At 64.0% G+C, this 17,648-nt stretch carries 14 protein-coding genes and 1 other RNA gene; 9 read left to right on the top strand and 6 right to left on the bottom strand.

All coding sequences use genetic code 11. The features are described from left to right. Positions 1-299 precede the first annotated feature (299 nt). The 7 genes from ruvB (at position 300) to cysS (ending at position 5,751) form a co-directional block, all read left to right on the top strand. Positions 300-1,319 carry a Holliday junction branch migration DNA helicase RuvB gene (gene ruvB, locus BUB04_RS09460; protein ID WP_073038756.1) on the top strand — a complete coding sequence of 340 codons (1,020 nt, stop codon included), beginning with the start codon at positions 300-302 and terminating at the stop codon, positions 1,317-1,319. Positions 1,320-1,501: 182 nt separating this feature from the next. Further along, positions 1,502-1,714: a dodecin family protein gene (locus tag BUB04_RS09455; RefSeq protein WP_073038755.1), complete on the top strand. Its 213-nt coding sequence runs from the start codon at positions 1,502-1,504 to the stop codon at positions 1,712-1,714. 111 nt (positions 1,715-1,825) lie between these two features. Then, positions 1,826-2,224: a cobalamin B12-binding domain-containing protein gene (locus tag BUB04_RS09450; RefSeq protein ID WP_073038754.1), complete on the top strand. Its 399-nt coding sequence runs from the start codon at positions 1,826-1,828 to the stop codon at positions 2,222-2,224. A gap of 73 nt (positions 2,225-2,297) precedes the next feature. Beyond that, an RNA gene (gene rnpB, locus BUB04_RS09445) (RNase P RNA component class A) lies at positions 2,298-2,684 on the top strand. A gap of 76 nt (positions 2,685-2,760) precedes the next feature. Next, positions 2,761-3,504 carry a 2-C-methyl-D-erythritol 4-phosphate cytidylyltransferase gene (gene ispD, locus BUB04_RS09440; protein WP_073038753.1) on the top strand — a complete coding sequence of 248 codons (744 nt, stop codon included), beginning with the start codon at positions 2,761-2,763 and terminating at the stop codon, positions 3,502-3,504. A gap of 274 nt (positions 3,505-3,778) precedes the next feature. Then, positions 3,779-4,270, top strand: coding sequence for a 2-C-methyl-D-erythritol 2,4-cyclodiphosphate synthase (ispF, locus tag BUB04_RS09435; protein WP_073038752.1), 492 nt, complete (start codon positions 3,779-3,781; stop codon positions 4,268-4,270). Then, the gene (cysS, locus tag BUB04_RS09430) at positions 4,267-5,751 is read left to right on the top strand and encodes a cysteine--tRNA ligase (protein ID WP_073038751.1); all 1,485 of its coding nucleotides are present in this window, start codon (positions 4,267-4,269) and stop codon (positions 5,749-5,751) included. Before ispF ends, cysS begins: the two co-directional genes overlap by 4 nt. 453 nt (positions 5,752-6,204) lie before the next feature. Here the strand turns inward: cysS and BUB04_RS09425 are convergent, their stop codons facing one another. After that, a complete protein-coding gene (locus BUB04_RS09425) occupies positions 6,205-6,453 on the bottom strand; it encodes an FmdB family zinc ribbon protein (protein ID WP_073038750.1) in 249 nt (82 codons plus the stop codon). 73 nt (positions 6,454-6,526) lie between these two features. After that, entirely contained in the window at positions 6,527-6,910 is a 384-nt protein-coding gene (locus BUB04_RS09420) for a NifB/NifX family molybdenum-iron cluster-binding protein (RefSeq protein ID WP_073038749.1), read from the bottom strand. 361 nt (positions 6,911-7,271) lie between these two features. Here BUB04_RS09420 and BUB04_RS19325 point away from each other — a divergent pair, with 361 nt between their 5' ends. Next, positions 7,272-7,727 carry a bifunctional nuclease family protein gene (locus BUB04_RS19325; protein ID WP_073038748.1) on the top strand — a complete coding sequence of 152 codons (456 nt, stop codon included), beginning with the start codon at positions 7,272-7,274 and terminating at the stop codon, positions 7,725-7,727. Between the two features lie 62 nt (positions 7,728-7,789). On the opposite strand, the gene BUB04_RS09410 is transcribed toward BUB04_RS19325, so the two are convergent. Next, the gene (locus tag BUB04_RS09410) at positions 7,790-9,082 is read right to left on the bottom strand and encodes a CBS domain-containing protein (protein ID WP_073038852.1); all 1,293 of its coding nucleotides are present in this window, start codon (positions 9,080-9,082) and stop codon (positions 7,790-7,792) included. Between the two features lie 377 nt (positions 9,083-9,459). Between BUB04_RS09410 and BUB04_RS09405 the strand changes: the two genes are divergently transcribed. Next, positions 9,460-12,051 (top strand): hybrid sensor histidine kinase/response regulator, encoded by a 2,592-nt coding sequence (locus tag BUB04_RS09405; protein ID WP_073038747.1) that lies wholly within the window; start codon positions 9,460-9,462, stop codon positions 12,049-12,051. 47 nt (positions 12,052-12,098) lie between these two features. Here BUB04_RS09405 and BUB04_RS09400 read toward each other — a convergent pair whose 3' ends face one another. The 3 genes from BUB04_RS09400 to BUB04_RS09390 all read right to left on the bottom strand — a co-directional run bounded on the left by BUB04_RS09400 (position 12,099) and on the right by BUB04_RS09390 (position 17,030). Beyond that, positions 12,099-13,070 (bottom strand): universal stress protein, encoded by a 972-nt coding sequence (locus BUB04_RS09400; protein WP_073038746.1) that lies wholly within the window; start codon positions 13,068-13,070, stop codon positions 12,099-12,101. A 183-nt stretch (positions 13,071-13,253) separates the two neighbouring features. After that, positions 13,254-14,210, bottom strand: coding sequence for a universal stress protein (locus tag BUB04_RS09395; RefSeq protein WP_073038745.1), 957 nt, complete (start codon positions 14,208-14,210; stop codon positions 13,254-13,256). Between the two features lie 111 nt (positions 14,211-14,321). Beyond that, positions 14,322-17,030: a bifunctional acetate--CoA ligase family protein/GNAT family N-acetyltransferase gene (locus BUB04_RS09390; RefSeq protein ID WP_073038744.1), complete on the bottom strand. Its 2,709-nt coding sequence runs from the start codon at positions 17,028-17,030 to the stop codon at positions 14,322-14,324. Between the last annotated feature and the right edge of the window lie 618 nt (positions 17,031-17,648).

The raw sequence follows: 17,648 nt of genomic DNA, 5'->3' as shown, positions 1-17,648 counted from the left end.
GGTTTCAAGGGGATGCCGGCTCTTCTCGTAGCGCAGCCCTTTAGGGCTGCGCAGGAATCTCCGGACGTCGGATGGGCCATCGGGTACGGCCCAACACGTCATGGGACCACGCTGGCTCCTTCCCGCGAGGCTGAAGCCCCGCGGCTACGGAGAGAACGGAAATTCCTCTGTGCCTTCAGTTGCAGAGCCGTTCCCAACGATCATGGCGAGGATTTCCACCCCGCCGGGATGAAAGAGCGAACCAAGAAACATTTTCTGTAGGAGCCGGCCGCAAGCTCCAAAGGAAGAAGGCTTTCCACATGACGGACCGATTGGTGGAACCGCATCCCCGGGAGGAGGACCTGGGGCTGGAAAACAGCCTCCGCCCTCGGTCTTTCCAGGAATACCTGGGCCAGCACACGCTCAAGGAAAACCTGAAGATTTTCGTGGAAGCCGCGCTCCAGCGCGGGGAACCTCTGGATCACGTGCTGCTGCACGGCCATCCGGGCCTGGGGAAAACCTCCCTGGCGGCCATCATCAGCCATGAGATGGGCGTGCCCTTCCGGGCCACGTCCGGCCCCGTGATCGAACGCCCCGGAGACCTGGCCGCCATCCTCACCAACCTGGAGCCCCGTTCGGTTCTCTTCATCGACGAGATCCACCGGCTCAACCACGTGGTGGAAGAGATCCTGTACCCGGCCATGGAAGACTTCCAGCTGGACATCATCATCGGTCAGGGACCGTCCGCGCGAACCATCAAGCTGGACCTCCCGCCCTTCACCCTGGTGGGCGCCACCACCCGGGCCGGGCTCCTGTCGCCGCCCCTTCGGGACCGCTTCGGGGTGGTGCTTCGCCTGGAGTTCTACCCCGTGAAGGATCTCAAGGAGATCGTGGTGCGCGCCGCCCGGATCTTGAACATCGCCATCGACGACCACGGAGCCCTGGAGATCGCCAAACGGTCCCGGGGAACCCCGCGGATCGCCAACCGGCTGCTTCGCCGAGTCCGCGACTATGCGGAGGTCCGGGCGGAAGGTGTGATCACCCGGGAAGTGGCCGATGCGGCCCTCAAGATGCTCGATGTGGACGAGCGGGGCTTCGACCGCATGGACCGGCGCATCCTTTCCACCATCATCGAAAAATACGACGGCGGTCCCGTGGGCATCGACACCCTGGCGGCGGCCGTGTCCGAGGAGAAGGACACCCTGGAGGAGGTCTACGAACCCTATCTGATCCAGGAGGGGTTTTTGAAAAAGACCCCCCGGGGTCGCGTGGCCACCCGCCTGGCCTTCGAACATCTGGGGCTGCCCTACCGCACCACCCAGCAGCTGCGCCTTTTCTGAAGGGAATCGGGTTTTTTCTACGCTTCCGCCTTCGGCCCGGTTATATGTTCGTTATCCGTGATCCGTAACCCGTGATCCGCCTCCCTTCTTTCCCAAAGGGGGGCGGGGGAGATGGGCGTGGAGCGGCGGGCGCGGCGGGTGCCGCGGACCTGCACGGCACGCAGGTCGGAAAGGGGGCACCCATGGCGGAAAGCGTCTACAAGATCATTGAACTGGTGGGTACCAGCACCGTTTCCTGGGAAGAGGCGGCCAAGAACGCCGTGGAGACGGCGGCCAAATCGCTCCGGGACCTGAGAATCGCCGAAATCACCAAGCTGGACATGAAGCTGGAAGAGGGGAAGGTGGTCGCCTATCGGGCGCGGGTCGCCATTTCGTTCAAGTATCAGGGAAGTTGACACGAGGCTCCGTAAAGGAGCCCGAACCGGGCGGGCACGCGCCGCAGCGCCGCTCCACCCGTCCCGAGCCGCCGGGACGGCCACGCCGACTCTGGAATGGGAGGAGAACCTATGAGCAAGCGAAAGGTGCGGATTCTCATGGCCAAGTTCGGAGAGGGCCACGAAGCGGCCCTGATGCGGCTCGCGGGAGCCTTCAGCGAGGCGGGCTTCGAGGTGATCTACACCGAATCGGAAGATCCCCGGGCCATCGTCAACGCCGCCCTGCAGGAATCGGTGGACCACATCGGCATCACAACGCTGCCCGGAGCGACCCTGGATCAGTTCCGGCACCTGTTCGAGCGGCTCCAGGAAAACGGCGCCCATGCCATCGGCGTCACGGCCGGCGGATACTTCGATGAGACGGCCGTGAACGAGCTCAAGGCGCTGGGTGTCGCGGAGTTTTTCCCCAAAGGGACCACCTACGAGGAGCTCATCGGCTGGGCCCGCCGAAACATCCGGCCCGTGGACTGAACTTCGCTTCAACCCACCGGAACCTGCGTCCCTTGCACTTGTCTCCATTTATTGCTAATTTTCAAGGGGATTTGGAGGAGCGTACCCGATCGCCGGTCGCGCCCCCGGGCGTGACGGGAGGAAAGTCCGGGCTCCACAGGGCAGGGTGCTGGGTAACGCCCAGTCTCGGCGACGAGCAGGAAAGTGCCACAGAAAACAGACCGCCGAGTCTTCAGCCGGCCCGGCTGAGGGCTCGGTAAGGGTGAAACGGTGAGGTAAGAGCTCACCAGTCCCGGTGGTGACACCGGGAGCTAGGTAAACCCCACCCGGAGCAAGGCCAAGTAGGGGAGCGTTTGAGGGTTGCCCGCCTGAAGCTCCCGGGTCGGCCGCTCGAGCCCGGCGGTAACGTCGGGCCTAGAGGAATGATCGGGGCCCGCCCTTCCCGGCGGGAACAGAACCCGGCTTACGCGCTCCTCCAATCCCCCTTTTTTTCTGATGACGAATGAACGGCCAGGAGCGAATCGGCGCGGCCGGATGCGGAAGCGTACGGAGGCGGAATGGAAAACGGCACCAGGGGGCCCGGGACCGCCGAAGAGGTGTGGATGATCGTCCCCGCCGCGGGAAGCGGCGTGCGCATGGGCCTTCCCCACCCCAAGCAGTTCCACCACCTGGAGGGAAAGCCCTTGTTGGCCTGGACCCTGGACGTCCTTCACGGCCTGGACTTCTTGAACGGCGTGGTGGTGGTGGTTCCACCGCCGTTTCTGGAATGGGCGGAGGGCCTTCTGGACGACGTGAAGCCGCCCTGTCCCGCCCGGGTGACGGCGGGAGGCCGGGAGCGCCAGGACAGCGTGCGAAACGGCCTGGACGTTTTGCCTTCTTCGTGCCGCTGGGTCTGCATCCACGACGGGGTGAGGCCCTTCGCCTCCCCGGATCTCTTCCGGCGCACCCTGGAAGCCGCCCGGGAGACGGGCGCCGCCGTCTGCGCCTGCCCCGCCGTGGACACGGTCAAGCTGGTCCGAAACGGCCGCGTGGAAAAGACCCTGGACCGCCGTCGTGTGTGGCTCGCGCAGACCCCGCAGGTCTTCCGACGGGACATCCTTCTCACGGCCTACGAAAGAGCGGCAAAGGAGGGCCTTCAGGCCACCGACGACGCCGCCCTGGTGGAAGAGCTGGGAATGGCGGTGGCCGTGGTGGAGGGGGAGCGCACCAACGTAAAGATCACCACCCCGGAGGACCTCCGCTGGGCCTGGCAACACCTGAAGGACACCGCCCGCGACGGATCACGGTCGGGGAGTCTATAGGAAACATGACCGGATACCATCCGCACACGGAACTATAGGGGAGAATGATCATTCGCCCCTACAGCGGTCAGCTTCCGAAAGGTGCATTTCATCCTTCGCTGTCACGCACCTCCGTGAGGGGGTTTGAGGCAAAAGGAAACGGTCTGTGTATGCGAATGGGCGGTAATGCGGCGCTCCCACAGGACGAGTTGCAGCCCGGTACGGGCCCTTCACCCACGCGGGGTGGCTCGAGGGCGGCCATGATCGCAAAAAATTAGGGGGAGGGAGGAAACCCATGAGGGTGGGAATGGGCTACGATGTGCATCGGTTCGCCGAAGGCCGGCCGCTCGTCCTGGGCGGCGTGGAGATTTCCCACCACCGGGGGCTCCTGGGCCATTCGGATGCGGACGTCCTGGTGCATGCCGTCTGCGACGCCCTGCTGGGGGCGGCGGCCCTGGGAGACATCGGCCGCCACTTCCCGGACTCGGAAGAAAGGTATCGCGGGATTTCCAGCCTTCTCCTGCTGGAGGAGTGCACGCGGCTCGTCGGCCGCGCCGGCTACCGGCCGGTCAATGCAGACGCCGTGGTCTTGGCCGAACGGCCCAAGCTGGCACCCCACATCCCTCGGATGTGCGAACGGATCGCCCACGCCATGGGGCTGGAACCCGAAGCGGTCAACGTCAAGGCCACCACCACCGAAGGGCTTGGATTCGTCGGCAGAAGGGAGGGTATCGCCGCCTATGCCGTGGTCCTGATCGAAAAGAGAGAGGAAGGAGCGGTTTCATGACCCTGACCGTCTACAACACGCTCACCAAGAAGAAGGAAGCCTTCCAGCCCCTGGAACCCGGCAAGGTCCGGCTCTACGTGTGCGGCGTCACCGTCTACGACCTGTGCCATGTGGGCCACGCCCGATCGGCCATCGTCTTCGACGTGATCTATCGATACCTGAAGTACCGGGGCTACGACGTCACCTACGTCCGCAACTTCACGGACATCGACGACAAGATCATCAAGCGGGCCAACGAGGAAGGAACGGACTACCGCACCATCGCCGACCGGTACATCGCCGCCTTCTACGAGGACATGGACGCCCTGGACGTGCTCCGGCCCGACCTGGAACCCCTGGCCACGGAAAACATCTCCCAGATGATCGAAATCATTCGACGACTGGAAGAAAAGGGCATCGCCTACCAGGCGGGATCGGACGTCTACTTTTCCGTGGAGAAGTTTCCCGAGTACGGCAAACTGTCCGGGCGCAGCCTGGACGACATGATGGCGGGAGCGCGCGTGGAGGTGGATCCCAACAAGAAAAACCCGCTGGACTTCGTCCTGTGGAAGGGCAGCAAACCCGGCGAACCCGCCTGGGACAGCCCCTGGGGACCGGGCCGCCCGGGCTGGCACATCGAGTGCTCGGCCATGGGCAGTCGATTCCTGGGCCCCACCTTCGATTTGCACGGCGGGGGCAAGGACCTCATCTTTCCCCACCACGAAAACGAGATCGCCCAGAGCGAGGCCGCCTTCGGCGTGCCCTTCGTGCGCTACTGGATCCACAACGGCTTCGTCAACATCAACAACGAAAAGATGTCCAAGTCCCTGGGCAACTTCTTCACCATTCGGGACATCCTGAAGTCGGTCCACCCCGAGACCTTGAGGCTTTTTGTGATCAGCAAGCACTACCGGAGCCCCGTGGACTTTTCCGACGAAGCCTTGGCCGAGGCTGAACGGGCGTTAGAACGCCTCTACGCCACCCTGGAAGAGGTGGAGAAACGAGTCCCCGATGCGCCGGAGGAGGGCTCGGTCCACGAAAAGGCTCTCATGGCCCAGGACAAGGAGCTTTTCGAGAAAATCCAATCCCTTCCGGACCAGTTCCGGGAAGCCATGGACAACGACTTCAACACGGCCCAGGCCATCGGCCACCTGTTCGAAGTGCAGCGGGCGCTCCAGCGGTTTCTCGATTCCTTCGGCCGCAAGAAGCTGAAAGGCCCCGCCGCCGCCCTGGCCCGCATGGGGGCCGAGACTGTCAAGGGACACGCCGGCGTCCTGGGACTGCTCACCCGTCCGCCGGAGGCCTTCTTCCGGGAGCTGCGCCGGCTCAAGGTGCGGGAAAAGGGCCTTTCGGAAGCCCAGGTGGAGGAGCTGATCGAAAAGCGCAACCAGGCGCGCAAGGCCAAGGATTTCGAAGAGGCCGACCGCATCCGGGATCAGCTGACGGACATGGGCGTGCAACTGGAAGACACCCCGGAAGGCACCCGCTGGAAAATCCGGTAGCGGAACCCCTGCACCGCGGCGCCCGAAAGCCCCTGCAGGGCGGAAGCACTCCGGATCGCCGGCCGAACCGGGATCTACGAAAGCCGGCCGCCAGGGCTTCGGTCCGCCGGGAACTCATATGAAACGCGACCCCGCACCGTTCGTGCCCGCGGCCTGTAGGGGCGAAGAATCATTCGCCCCTACAGGAGCCGGCTTCCAAAAGGTGCGTTTCATCCTTCGTTGTCTTGCCCCGCTCGGTGGGACTTTATCCGAGAATGTCACCCCGGCTCAGGAAGCCGGAGGATTCCCGTTCTTTTCGTAGCCGCGGGGCTTTAGCCCCACGGGAAAGGGCCGACGCACCCCCTGGAATTGACACGCAATACCCGAATGCCCACCCGACGCCGGGGGCTCTTCCGCAGCCCTAAAGGGCTGCGGTGCGAGAAGAACGGTCGTCCGTACCGTTTTCGAAGGGCTCTAGGCCTTTCCGCAGCAGGACCCGGGAACACATCCCCGGGTGCCCGGGCTGGAACCGCAGCACCCCGTGTCGCCGGCACTCGCCACCCGATGGGCCGGACGACTCCCCGAGGCCGGAGACGGAGCCGACAAGAGCCTGTGGAGGGCCCCGCTTCCACAATGGGTGCACACCGTCGGTTCGGAACCCCCGAAGACCAGGTGTTCCGAAACCCGGCCGCACCGACCGCATACGTATTCGTAAATCGGCATTGCTATCCTTCCCGTATCCCGCCGGAAACGCCGGCGGGAAACCACCCCCGCGCAGCAATGTGTCCGCAGGGCGCTAGCGATGGGCGCAACCTCCCGCATGGCCATGGCCGGCGCAGGTCCAATCCGACGAGAAGACGGGCAGCTTCCCTTCCTTGAGCATGGCCAGGTTGTCCTTTACGGTCCCTTCCACGGCCCGATAGACCGTGATTCCCTGGGCCTGGAGCTTCATGAGGGCGCCCATGCCGATGCCTCCCACCGCCACACCGTCCACCTGTCGGCCTCCCAGGGCCTTCAGGGGCTGGCACATGCCATGGGCGTGATGAAGATCCCCGTTTGTCACCTCCTCCAGTTGCCCGCTGTCCGTATCCACGATCACAAAGGCCGGCGCCGACCCGAAATGACCGAAGACGGGGCTTTCCCACCCCTTTTCTTGAGATACCGGGAAACAGATGCGCATGATGATCCACCTCCTCCGATTCGCTTCACTTGATAGGTTGATATTCCTGTGACAGGACCATTTCGTTTACGGCTTCTAAAACCACTCGTCGGTAATGTCAATGGCCCTTTTCCCATACTCATCCATGGGGACCGATCTCCCCCCGGCCCCCCCTTTGGAAAAAGGGGGAGGGATCTTCCGCACCCCCGACCACCGACTCCCCACGCCCCACGCCCCACTCACCACTCACCACTCACCACTCACCACTCACCACTCACCACTCACGATTTACGATTTACGATTCCCGCCCCTTGTCCTTATAATTCCAGGAAACGCGAAAAGCGGCATCGGCAACCAACGGGACCCCGAAGGAGGTGGCTCGATGGAAAACAGTGATTTCATAGTGGCCAACGAGGTCTACATCAAGACGGACCGGCAGCAGGGCAACATGGTGATCCTGAAGGAATCGGAGGACGCCGGCCAGTACTTCCTCATGTTCGTGGGGGACAGCGAGATCACGGCCATCGCCAAGGAAAAGGGGTTCGTGGAACCCAAGCGTCCCCTGACCCACGACACCTATCTCACGATCCTGGAGCGGGCCGGGGTGCGGTTCCTTCGGGTGGAGATCTACACCATGAAGGAGAACACCTACTATGCACGGATCGTGGCCGAGATCAACGGGGAGGAGGTGGTCTTCGACAGCCGGCCCAGCGATGCCGTGGCTCTGGCCCTGCACGAAAAATGTCCCATCCTGGTGAACAGGAAACTCCTCCGGCGCGAACTCACTCCGGAGGAGGTCCAGGAATACGAGTCGATCATCAAGACCGTGAAGTTCTGAGACCGCTGCCTTTGTCCGCCATGGATCCCGCTTTGGCGGGGATGACCAACAAAGCCCGCTTTCTAGATCAGGTTGTAATAGTAGAGCATCAGATCGGATCGGGTGACGATGCCCACCAGTCGGCCGTCTTCCAGGACCGGAAGGCGGCCGATGTCGTGTTTGACCATGAGGCGCAGCGCCTCCGTGATGGTGCACTGGGGGCTGATGGTGCGAACGTCCCTTTTCATGTAGGCCTTCACCGGAGCGCTCCGCTGGGTGGGTCGGGTGAGCTTGACCAGGTCCCGGATGGAAATGACGCCCACCAGGCGCCCGTCCTCCACCACGGGCGCCCCGGTGTGGCCCCGCCGGCGGAGTTCCTCGTGCACTGCTTCCGCCGTCTCCTCGGGTCCAACCGTGAAGACCGGAAAGGACATGAGATCAAAGATCTTGACCGAGCCGTTTCCGTTCTGGTTGAGGATCTCCCGGAGCCACGTCTCCACCCCGTCGGGCCTGGCGGCCTTGACCACGGCGGATGCGGCCTCGGGCCGGCCGCCGCCGCCCATGGTTCGGAGCACCTGGGCAAGATCCAGGGTGTCCGCGCCGCTTCGGCCGATGACGATGGTCTGGTTGCGCCGCTCGTCCCAGAAGAGGCCGAAGACGGCGTCACAGCTGAGCACGTCCCGGAGCATGGTGACCACGGACGCCAGGTCCGGCACGTAGCCGTTCACGTCCGCCCGCGCAAAGCAGATCACATGGCCGGAGATCTTGTCGCGCACCACCGTTTCCAGCAAGCGGGTCAGGATGGCTTTGTGCTGGGGGCCGTAGCCGGGCCTCAGCGCCGTCTGGATCACGTGGAGATCGGCGTTTTTTTCCAGCAGGAAGGCCGCCGCACGGGCGTCCCGCGGCCGGGTGCAGGGAAAGGTGAGGTGGCCCGTGTCCTCGTGGATGCCCGCCAGAAAGAGCGTGGCCTGCACCGGGTCCAGGGGGGTCCCCCGTTCCGCCAGTTCCTCCACCAGCAGGGTCACCGCCGCCCCCGTATCGCTCCAGCGAAACTCACGGGCCTCGATGTCGCCCACTCCCGGATGGTGGTCCCACACGTGCACCTCCAGGTCCGGGCGGCGGCGAAGGGGGTCCAGACAGTCCAGACGGTCCCAGCGCTTGGCGTCCACCACGATGAGCCGCTTCACTTCGTCGTGGGGCACTTCCAAAGGCGACAGGACCTGGAAAAGGTCCTTGTGGATGGAAAGGAAGGCTTTCACGTTGGCGTTGATGGATCGGGGGAGCACGATGCGGGCCTGGGGATAGAGCTTCTGGGCCGCCACCACCGATGCCAGGGCGTCGAAGTCCACGTTCTTGTGCGTCGTGATGATCTCCATGGGCACTCCCGCTTTCAATTTCATGGAACAGGTTCACGTATTTCCTATCGGCTTGCCGACAACGCGACTTGAAATCTTTCACAATCCGGGACCTCTCCGGTGGATCGCCGACGCCCGTCCGGCACTCCGGGGCCAGGGTGGACCGGGGCTGGCTGGAATCCCGGCAGCGCGGCTGCCCACGGCCTAACTCTCCGGAATCCAGCCCTATTATCCACAATATCTGTTGACATTTGAAACTCTAGGAAATAAGTCAGGATGGTATTCTTTTGATCTGGCAGGAAAGGCAGCCGGTACCAACTCCACCTCTCACCCCAAGCCTCTGGTGATCCTGGGGAATGGGGAAACGCTCTGAAATCAATCCCGGAGGTCGGGTGTCCATGCACAACTCCAAACAGTCTCGCCTCCACACCGGAAACATTCCGGATGCCGCATGGTTCAAAAACATGGTCGAAAAGGTCCCGGCCATCATTTACCAGGAACGAGGAGGTGAAAGTCAACGGCTCATCTACGTCAGTCCGCAGGCGGAATCTTACCTGTCTTGCGGCTTCCGTGAGATGCCCCCCGCCCGGGATTTCCTGGAAGGGTGCATCCACCCGGACGACCTGGACCGTGTCCTGGAGGTCCGCCGCCGAGCCCGCAGCGAAGGCCGTCCCATCCGGTGCGAATACCGGCTCGTGGGGGTCGACGGGAAGAGCCGCTGGTTCTGGGACGAGGCCTCCGTATCCCGAGAGCCGGACGGCTCCACCAGCTTCCACGGCGTCCTGTTTGACATAACGGAGCGGAAGGCCGCCGAAGAGGCCCTTCTGAAACGGGACGCCATCCTGGAGGCCGTGGCCTTCGCGGCGCAACATTTCCTGCGGGAATCCCCTTCGGGGGCTTCCATGGAGGCCATCCTTCAACGGCTGGGGGAGGCCGCCGCCGTGAGCCGCGTTTACATTTTCCAGAACCACCTGGACGAAGACGGGACCTTCTGCACCAGCCAGCGCCACGAATGGGCGGCTCCGGGCATCGAGCCCCAGATCCACAACCCGGCCCTTCAAAATTTCCCCTGGCATGAGGGCGGCTTTTCCCGGTGGGTGCATCTGATGGAAAGGGGAGAGCCCGTTTACGGACGGGTCCGCGATTTCCCGGCTTCCGAACAGCACATCCTCCAGTCCCAAGGGATCCTTTCTCTCGTGGTGACTCCCATCTTCGTCAGCGGAGACTGGTGGGGGTTCATGGGATTCGACGACTGCCTTCAGGACCGGACCTGGAATCGCGCCGAGATCGAGGCCCTCAAGATCGCCGCCGACATGATGGGGGCCATGATCGCCCGCCACGACCTGGACCGGCAGATCTTCGAGGCCCGTCAGGTTTTGGAGCAGCGGGTTCAACAGCAGACGGTGGAGCTTTCCGAAGCCAACCGCAGGCTCCTGTCGGAACTCCAGGAACGCAAGCGGGCCGAAGCCCGCCTGAGAACTTCGGAACGGCACTACCGGGAACTGTATGAAAGGAGCCTGGACGGCTACGCCCGGCTGGACCTCCGGCAAACGATCATCGAATGCAACACTCCTTTCGCCAAGATGCTGGGCTACGACCGCCCTGAAGAGGTGGTGGGCCTTTCCTGCCGGGACGTCACCCCCAAACGCTGGCACGATTCGATGGAGCGCACCATTCGGGAGCAGGTCCTGGAGCGCGGTTTTTCGGATCTTTTCGAAAAGCGGCTCCGCCGAAAGGACGGAACGCTTCTGGACGTGGAGGTGCGCCTCTATCTCCACCGGGACGAGGAGGGGCTTCCGGATTCCATGTGGAGCGTGGTGCGCGACATCTCGGAGCGCAAGGCGGCGGAAGCCGAGCGGTTGAGGGCGCAGAAGCTGGAGTCCCTCGGCGTGCTGGCCGGCGGAATCGCTCACGACTTCAACAACATCCTCACGGGAATCCTGGGCCATGTTTCCCTGATCAAGCAATCGTTGGCCGTGGGAGCCCCCGTCGAGAACCGGCTGGAGGAGCTGGAGCGCGGCTGCGCCAGGGCCCAGGAGCTGACCCGGCAGCTTCTCACCTTTTCCAAGGGCGGCAGCCCGGTGAAGAAGACCGGACGTATTCAGGACGTGGTCAGGGATTCCGCCCGCTTCACCCTCAGGGGCACGGCCACCCGGTGCGAACTCGTGGTGGACGAGGACCTTTGGACGGCCGAATTCGATGCGGGACAAATCAGCCAGGTGGTGCAGAATCTGGTCCTGAACGCCCACCAGGCCATGGACGAAGGCGGCTCGGTCCGCATCCGCCTGACCAACCGCAACCTGGACCATCCGGGCTCGCTCCCTCTCCCGCCCGGCCGTTACGTGACCCTTTCGGTGAGCGACACGGGATGCGGCATCCCCGAAGAGCATCTGGGATCCATCTTCGACCCCTACTTCACCACCAAGGCCCAGGGCAGCGGGTTGGGCCTCGCCACGGCCTATTCCATCGTAAAGAAGCACGGCGGTCACATCGCCGTCCGATCCGTGCCGGGCGAGGGAACCACGTTCACGGTCTATCTTCCGGCCAGAGACGCCCGGGAAATCGAGGAGACCCCGTCGGCTCAGAAGCCCATGACCTCCGGGTCGGGCCGCATCCTCATCATGGACGACGATTCCGTGGTCCTGGAGGTCCTTTCGGAGATGCTGCAGCATCTGGGGTTCGAATGCGTCGCATCCCGCCACGGCCAGGAGGCGGTGGACCTGTACCGGGAAGCCATGGCCTCGGGCTATCCCTTCGATGCCGTCATCCTGGATCTTACCATCCCCGGGGGCATGGGCGGGCGCCGCACCCTGCAGAGACTCCGCGAGCTGGACCCCGGGGTGCGGGCCATCGTCTCCAGCGGCTATTCCAGCGATCCGATCATGGCCAAGCCCCACGAGTTCGGCTTCTGCGGCGTGGTGGCCAAGCCCTACCGCATCGAGGACCTGGCCCAGGAGCTGCAACGGGTGCTTTCCGCCCGCGCCGTCTGAAGGGCCGGAGCGGCCCGCCCAATGCCCCGCGGGAAAGATTCCCCTTCTCAGCCCTCTTCCGGCATGTGGCCCACCAGGCACAGGGCCGCACCTCCGGCATGGTGCAGGATCTTGTTGGCATGACTGCCCATGAGAAACGGCTTGCCCTTGCCCAGGCTCTTCTTTCCCAGGACCGCCACATCCACCTGTTTTTCCCGTATCCAACGGACGATGTCCCGCGCGATCCCTTCCCGGATGGGGCGGGCCAGGGTCTTGACGTGGTCGTCCGGAACGCCCTTTTCCTTCAGCAGCGCCCGGGCTTTTTCGAAATATCCGTCCACGGCCCGGCGGCACTCTGCGATCCAGCGCTCGACCTTGAGAAGTCGCTCCTCCCGTTCGTGGGAACTGAGAATCCGGCCGTCGTCCCAGAGTGCGGGAGGGATCTGGGGGATGAGATGCAGGAAGGTGTATCTCAATCCCGGGACCGGGGCCAGGAACCGGGCCGTGTAGTCGATGATCGCTTCCGATTCCTCCCGGTAGTCCACGGCCACCAGGACCTCCCGGGGTTCCTCCAGCGGGGCGTCCACCACCCAGACCGTTCGCCCCACGGCGTATTGGGCCACCTTGTCGGACGTGCTGCCCAACAGCAGGCGTCTCATGGGAGAAAGCCCGCGCCGGCCCAGGAAGAGACTGTGGCAACCCAGGGTCTCGGCCATTCGAACCAGGGTGCGGGCCGGACTTTCTCCGTCTTTCTGAACGGACAGCTCCACCCGGTCCCGGTCCACCCCCAGGTCCTCGAAGAACTTTTGGGCCTTCTCCAGAAGTTCTTCCGCCATCCGGATCTGGCGCTTTTCGATTTCCTGCCATTCGATGACCCCGCTGCCCACCGCCTTCTGCATGGCGGAAAGCAGCTCCTGGGACAGGCAGTGGACGAGCACGACCCGCTGGTCCCGTTGACGGCTCATGAGCCGGGCCGCCAAGGCGGCGGCGTTCAGACTCTGCTTGGACGCATCCACGGCAACAAGAACGGTTCCACTCATGGCATCCACCTCCCTACCCCCACCACGGACGGGCCGTGAAAACGAAGGATGAACCGCGCCTTTGGAGAACGGGTCCCTGTAGGGGCGAATGATTATTCGCCCCTACAGGCCGCACGCACGAACAGGACAAGGTTGCGTTTCCTATAAACTGTCACCCGTTGTGCAGGGACACACCAGCCGCCGTCAGTTCACCACCCAAACGGTGCGGTCCTTGGCCAGCTGGACCACCTTGTTGCTCACCCGGCCCATGAAGAATTCCTCCACGCGACTCAAGCCCCGCCGGCCCACCACCACGGTCCCGTAGTTGCCTGCCCGGGCCTCCTGTACGATGGCGCCCGCCCGGCTGGTGGCGCCCGTGATCACTTTCGTCTCGATCAGGTGCCGGGGCACTCCTTCCGCTTCCAGCACCGTGAAGGCCCTCTCGAACACGGCGTCCATATGGGCCACCACTCGTTCCAGTTCCTCTTCCGACTTCTTCAACCAGTCCCGTTGTTCTTCGGGGGCGAAGAACCGCAGAACACTCTGAGCCCCAGGATCCATGCCGCGGATGACGTGGAGCAGCAGGACCCGCCTGGGTTTCCGACCCACCATGGACGCCGTGAAACCCACCGCCTTGAGGGCCTCGTCGGAGGCGTCCATGGCCACCAGGACCCCGTCGGGACTCACGGTCTCTCCCACGATCCAGAGGGGCACGTCCACCACCCGGCCCAGCAGCTTGGTGGCCACGCTTCCCAGGATCAGGTCTTTGACATCGCTCACGCCCCGGCGTCCCACCACCACGGCGTCGTAGCCCTTGTGGGCCTCGAAGGCGATGTCGCGGGCGATGCCCACTTCCCGCTGCTTGATCACGACCCGAACGGCCTCTTCCGGCACCCCCGCCCGTTTCAGGGAGGCCGTGGCCGCTTCCATGAAGTCCTCCACCGCCTTTTTCTGGGCCATTTCCCAAGCGGCCACCGGCGCCAGGCGGCTCCGGAACGCCGGGTTCCTCTCCAGATCCCAGAAACTCTCCGGAATGGGCGAACTCACGTGAAAGAGAACGATTTCCAGGATCCCGGTATCGACCATCTGGGCCACGTACTGAACCACCAGGTGCGACCACGGAGACCCGTCCACCGCCGCCAAGATCCTCTTCTTTTCCATCTCTGCCCCTCCTTGCCGGAGCGGGTTCCCCGCTTGGGGCCCGCTGCGCCGGCTCCCGACGTCCTTTCCGTGTGCGGGAAGAACCGCCTCTTCCCGCAGGTGCTGCGCTCCTCAGGTTCTCCCGGATTCGTGATTCCCGAAGTCCACCTTGGTCAAATCGATGGTCAACTCGCATTCGTTGGTTTCCGGCACGCTGCAAACGGCGAAACCCAGTTTGCGCCCCAGCGCCAGCATCTGCGTGTTTTCTCGAAGTACCGTCCCGTAAACCGTTTGGATGCCCCTTTCCTTGGCGATGCGCAGGCACCGTTCCAGCAGGAGCGCGCCCACGCCCTTGCCGTGCCAGGGATCGCCCACCAGAACCGCAAACTCCGCCCGCTTTCCGTCGGGATCGGAGATGACTCGCGCCACCCCCAGCATCCTCTCGCCGTCCCCGGCCCCCTCCTCCAGGGCCACCAGGGCGATCTCGCGGTCGTAGTCGATCTGGGTGAACCGCGCCAGCATGTCTTCCGAAAGCTCCTTGAGGGGGCTGAAAAAGCGGTAATAGATGCTGGTGGGAGACAGAACGTGGAACAGATCCACCAGGAGCGGGGCGTCTTCCGGACGGATGGGACGGGTGAAGACGGAAAGCCCTCCCGAGGTCATGGTGTGCAGCTCATAGGCGGCCGGGTAGGGGCTGATGATGAGGTGCATGGGGGCCGGGACGCGGCTTTCCCGGACCAGGACCCGGGCGTCCACCGCCCAGGGCTTTGCCTGGAAAAGGACCACCGGGTTCATGTCCAATTCCATGATTTCCGGAAAATCGGTCACGAGCTGGCTCAAGCGAATCAGGAGCTCCTCCATGGCCTCCATGTCCGCAGGGGGCATCCTTCGGTAACCCTGCAGCACGCGGTGGACCTTGGTGTTTTCCATGAGCTGTCGGGCCAGGGCCCGGTTCAGGGGCGGCAGGCCCACGGCCCGGTCCTTCAGGATCTCGGCCAGGATTCCCCCCATGCCGAAGAGAAGGGCGGGCCCGAACTGGTCATCCTTCTTGGCGCCCACGATGATCTCCACCTGGCCGCCGGGCACCATGGGTTGCACGGCCACGCCGTGGATGTCCGCCGAGGGCATGTAGACCCGTGCGCTCTGCAGGAGTGCCCGGAAGGCGCTCCGCACATCGGCCTCGTTGTGGAGATTGAGGCGCACGCCGCCCGCTTCCGTCTTGTGGAGGATGTCGGGCGAACAGATCTTCATGGCCACCGGAAAGCCCAGCTCCAGCGCCAGGGAAACGGCATGGTCCTCGTCGGAAGCCAGCCGGGTGGCCACCACGGGGATGCCATAGGCTTCCAGGAGCTGTTTGGACTCCACCTCGGTGAGCACCCCGTTGGAGCGCGCCAGTCCCTTGCGGATGATCTGCCGCGCCCGATCCGTATCGAAGGTGAGATCCTGGCGGAAGCGCTTGGGAATTTCCCGAAGCATTTTCAGGTTGGCTTCGTATTCGTGCAGGTAGAGGAACGCCCGGATGGCCGCCTCGGGCGTGGGGTAGGTGGGCAGGCCCGCCTGGTTGAGAACGTTCCGCCCCTCCTCCACGTCCACGCCGCCCATCCAGGACGCCAGGACGGGACAGGGCCTCCGGATCGCCGTTCGGGCCACTTCCCGGGCCACGGCGGTGGGGTCCGTCATGGCCTGCGGGGTCAAAATGAGGAGCACTCCATGCACTTCCGGGGCCTGGATGCACACCTGCAGGGCCCGGGCGTAGCGTTCCGGAGAGGCATCCCCCAAGATGTCCACCGGGTTGTTGCGGCTCCAAAAGGGTGGCAGAAAGGCGTCCAACTTGGTGAGCGTTTCCTCCGACAAGGCCACGGGTTCCAACCCGTAGTCCGCCAGGGCGTCCGCGGCCATGACGCCGGGACCTCCGGCATTGGTGATGATCGCCAACCCGGGTCCCTCCGGCCGCGGCTGCTTGGCCAGAAGCTCCGCGCAGTCGAACAACTCGCCGATGGTCTGCACCCGAACCACCCCCGCCCTCTTGAAGGCCGCGTCGTACAGGACGTCTTCACCCGCCATGGCCCCCGTGTGCGAGGACGCCGCGCGGGCTCCGGCGGGGCTCCGGCCCGACTTGAGCACCACGATGGGCTTGATGCGGGAAACCGCCCGCGCTGCGCTCATGAAGCGGCGCATGTGGGGAATGCTTTCCACGTAGAGCAGGATGCTGGTGACGCGGGGCTCGTTGCCCAAGAAATCGATGAGGTCCGCGAAATCCACGTCCAGCATGGACCCGATGCTCACGAAATGGCTGAACCCGATGCCCTCCTTGAGGGACAGGTCCAGGATGGCCGTGCACAAGGCCCCGCTTTGGGAGATGAAGGCCAGCCGCCCCGGTTTGGGCATGTGCGCGGCAAAGCTGGCGTTCAGGTGTTCTCCGGGGCAGATGATTCCCAGGCAGTTGGGACCGATGATGCGCACCCCGGCCTGCGCCGCCTCGAGGCGGATGGCCTCTTCGATGCGACGCCCTTCTTCCCCCGTCTCCTTTCCGCCGGCGGAAAGGACCACCGCACCGCCCACTCCCTTGGCCGCGCATTCGCGGATAATGGCGGGAACGGTGTTGATGGGGGTGGCCACCACGGCCAGATCCACCGGGCCGGGCACCCGGCCGAGGGTGGGCCATGCCTCCAGGCCCCGGATCGTTTTCCGTTTGGGGTTGACGGGATGGATCGCCCCGGCGTATCCCCCCTCCACCAGATTGCGCATCACCGCTCCACCGACGCTGTCTCCCCGTTCACTGGCTCCCACCACCGCCACCGATTTGGGCTTGAAAATCCGATCGAGGTTCCGCAATCCCATGAAGCGCCTCCTTGGATCCGCATTCCGTCTTCGCTCGGGTTTCCAGCTGCCTTCACAAGAGACCCAACGATGATGGATTCCCTTTTGCCACCCCGCCCGGCCGAAAGAGCGGCCAGGCAAGGACCTTTTGTGGGAGCGCCGCAAGGTGCGATTTTTTTGCGTGACGCACGGTTGTTGGATTGCCGGGCGCCCTCATCGCGGCTTTCGCCGCTCCCACAAGCGCTCCTTCGAACTTTGGCAGATCCTGCAAGATACTGAAAGTACAGTTCTTTCATATTAACGGTCATGGTCCCCCTTGCGCCACCCCGCACAGATGAAAGAACCGGCCGGGCAAGGAGTCTTTGTGGGAGCGCCGCAAGGCGCGATGGGGTGGTGGCCGCAACGCCACGGAACGGCCGGCTGCAACGCCACGGAACGGCTGGCCATCCCTTTCGCGGCTTTCGCCGCTCCCACAGGTGATGGTGCTCCCACAGGTGATGCCGCACCTGTTAGGTGTTGATTGGAGCTCCCGATGCTCCTGCAAGATACCGAAAGTACAGTTCTTTCATATTAACGGTCATGGTCCCCCTTGCGCCACCCCGCACAGATGAAAGAACCGGCCGGGCAAGGAGTCTTTGT

It is taken from the genome of Desulfacinum infernum DSM 9756 (assembly GCF_900129305.1).
Taxonomy (GTDB): domain Bacteria; phylum Desulfobacterota; class Syntrophobacteria; order Syntrophobacterales; family DSM-9756; genus Desulfacinum; species Desulfacinum infernum.
This window is presented reverse-complemented; position numbering and strand designations above follow the sequence as displayed.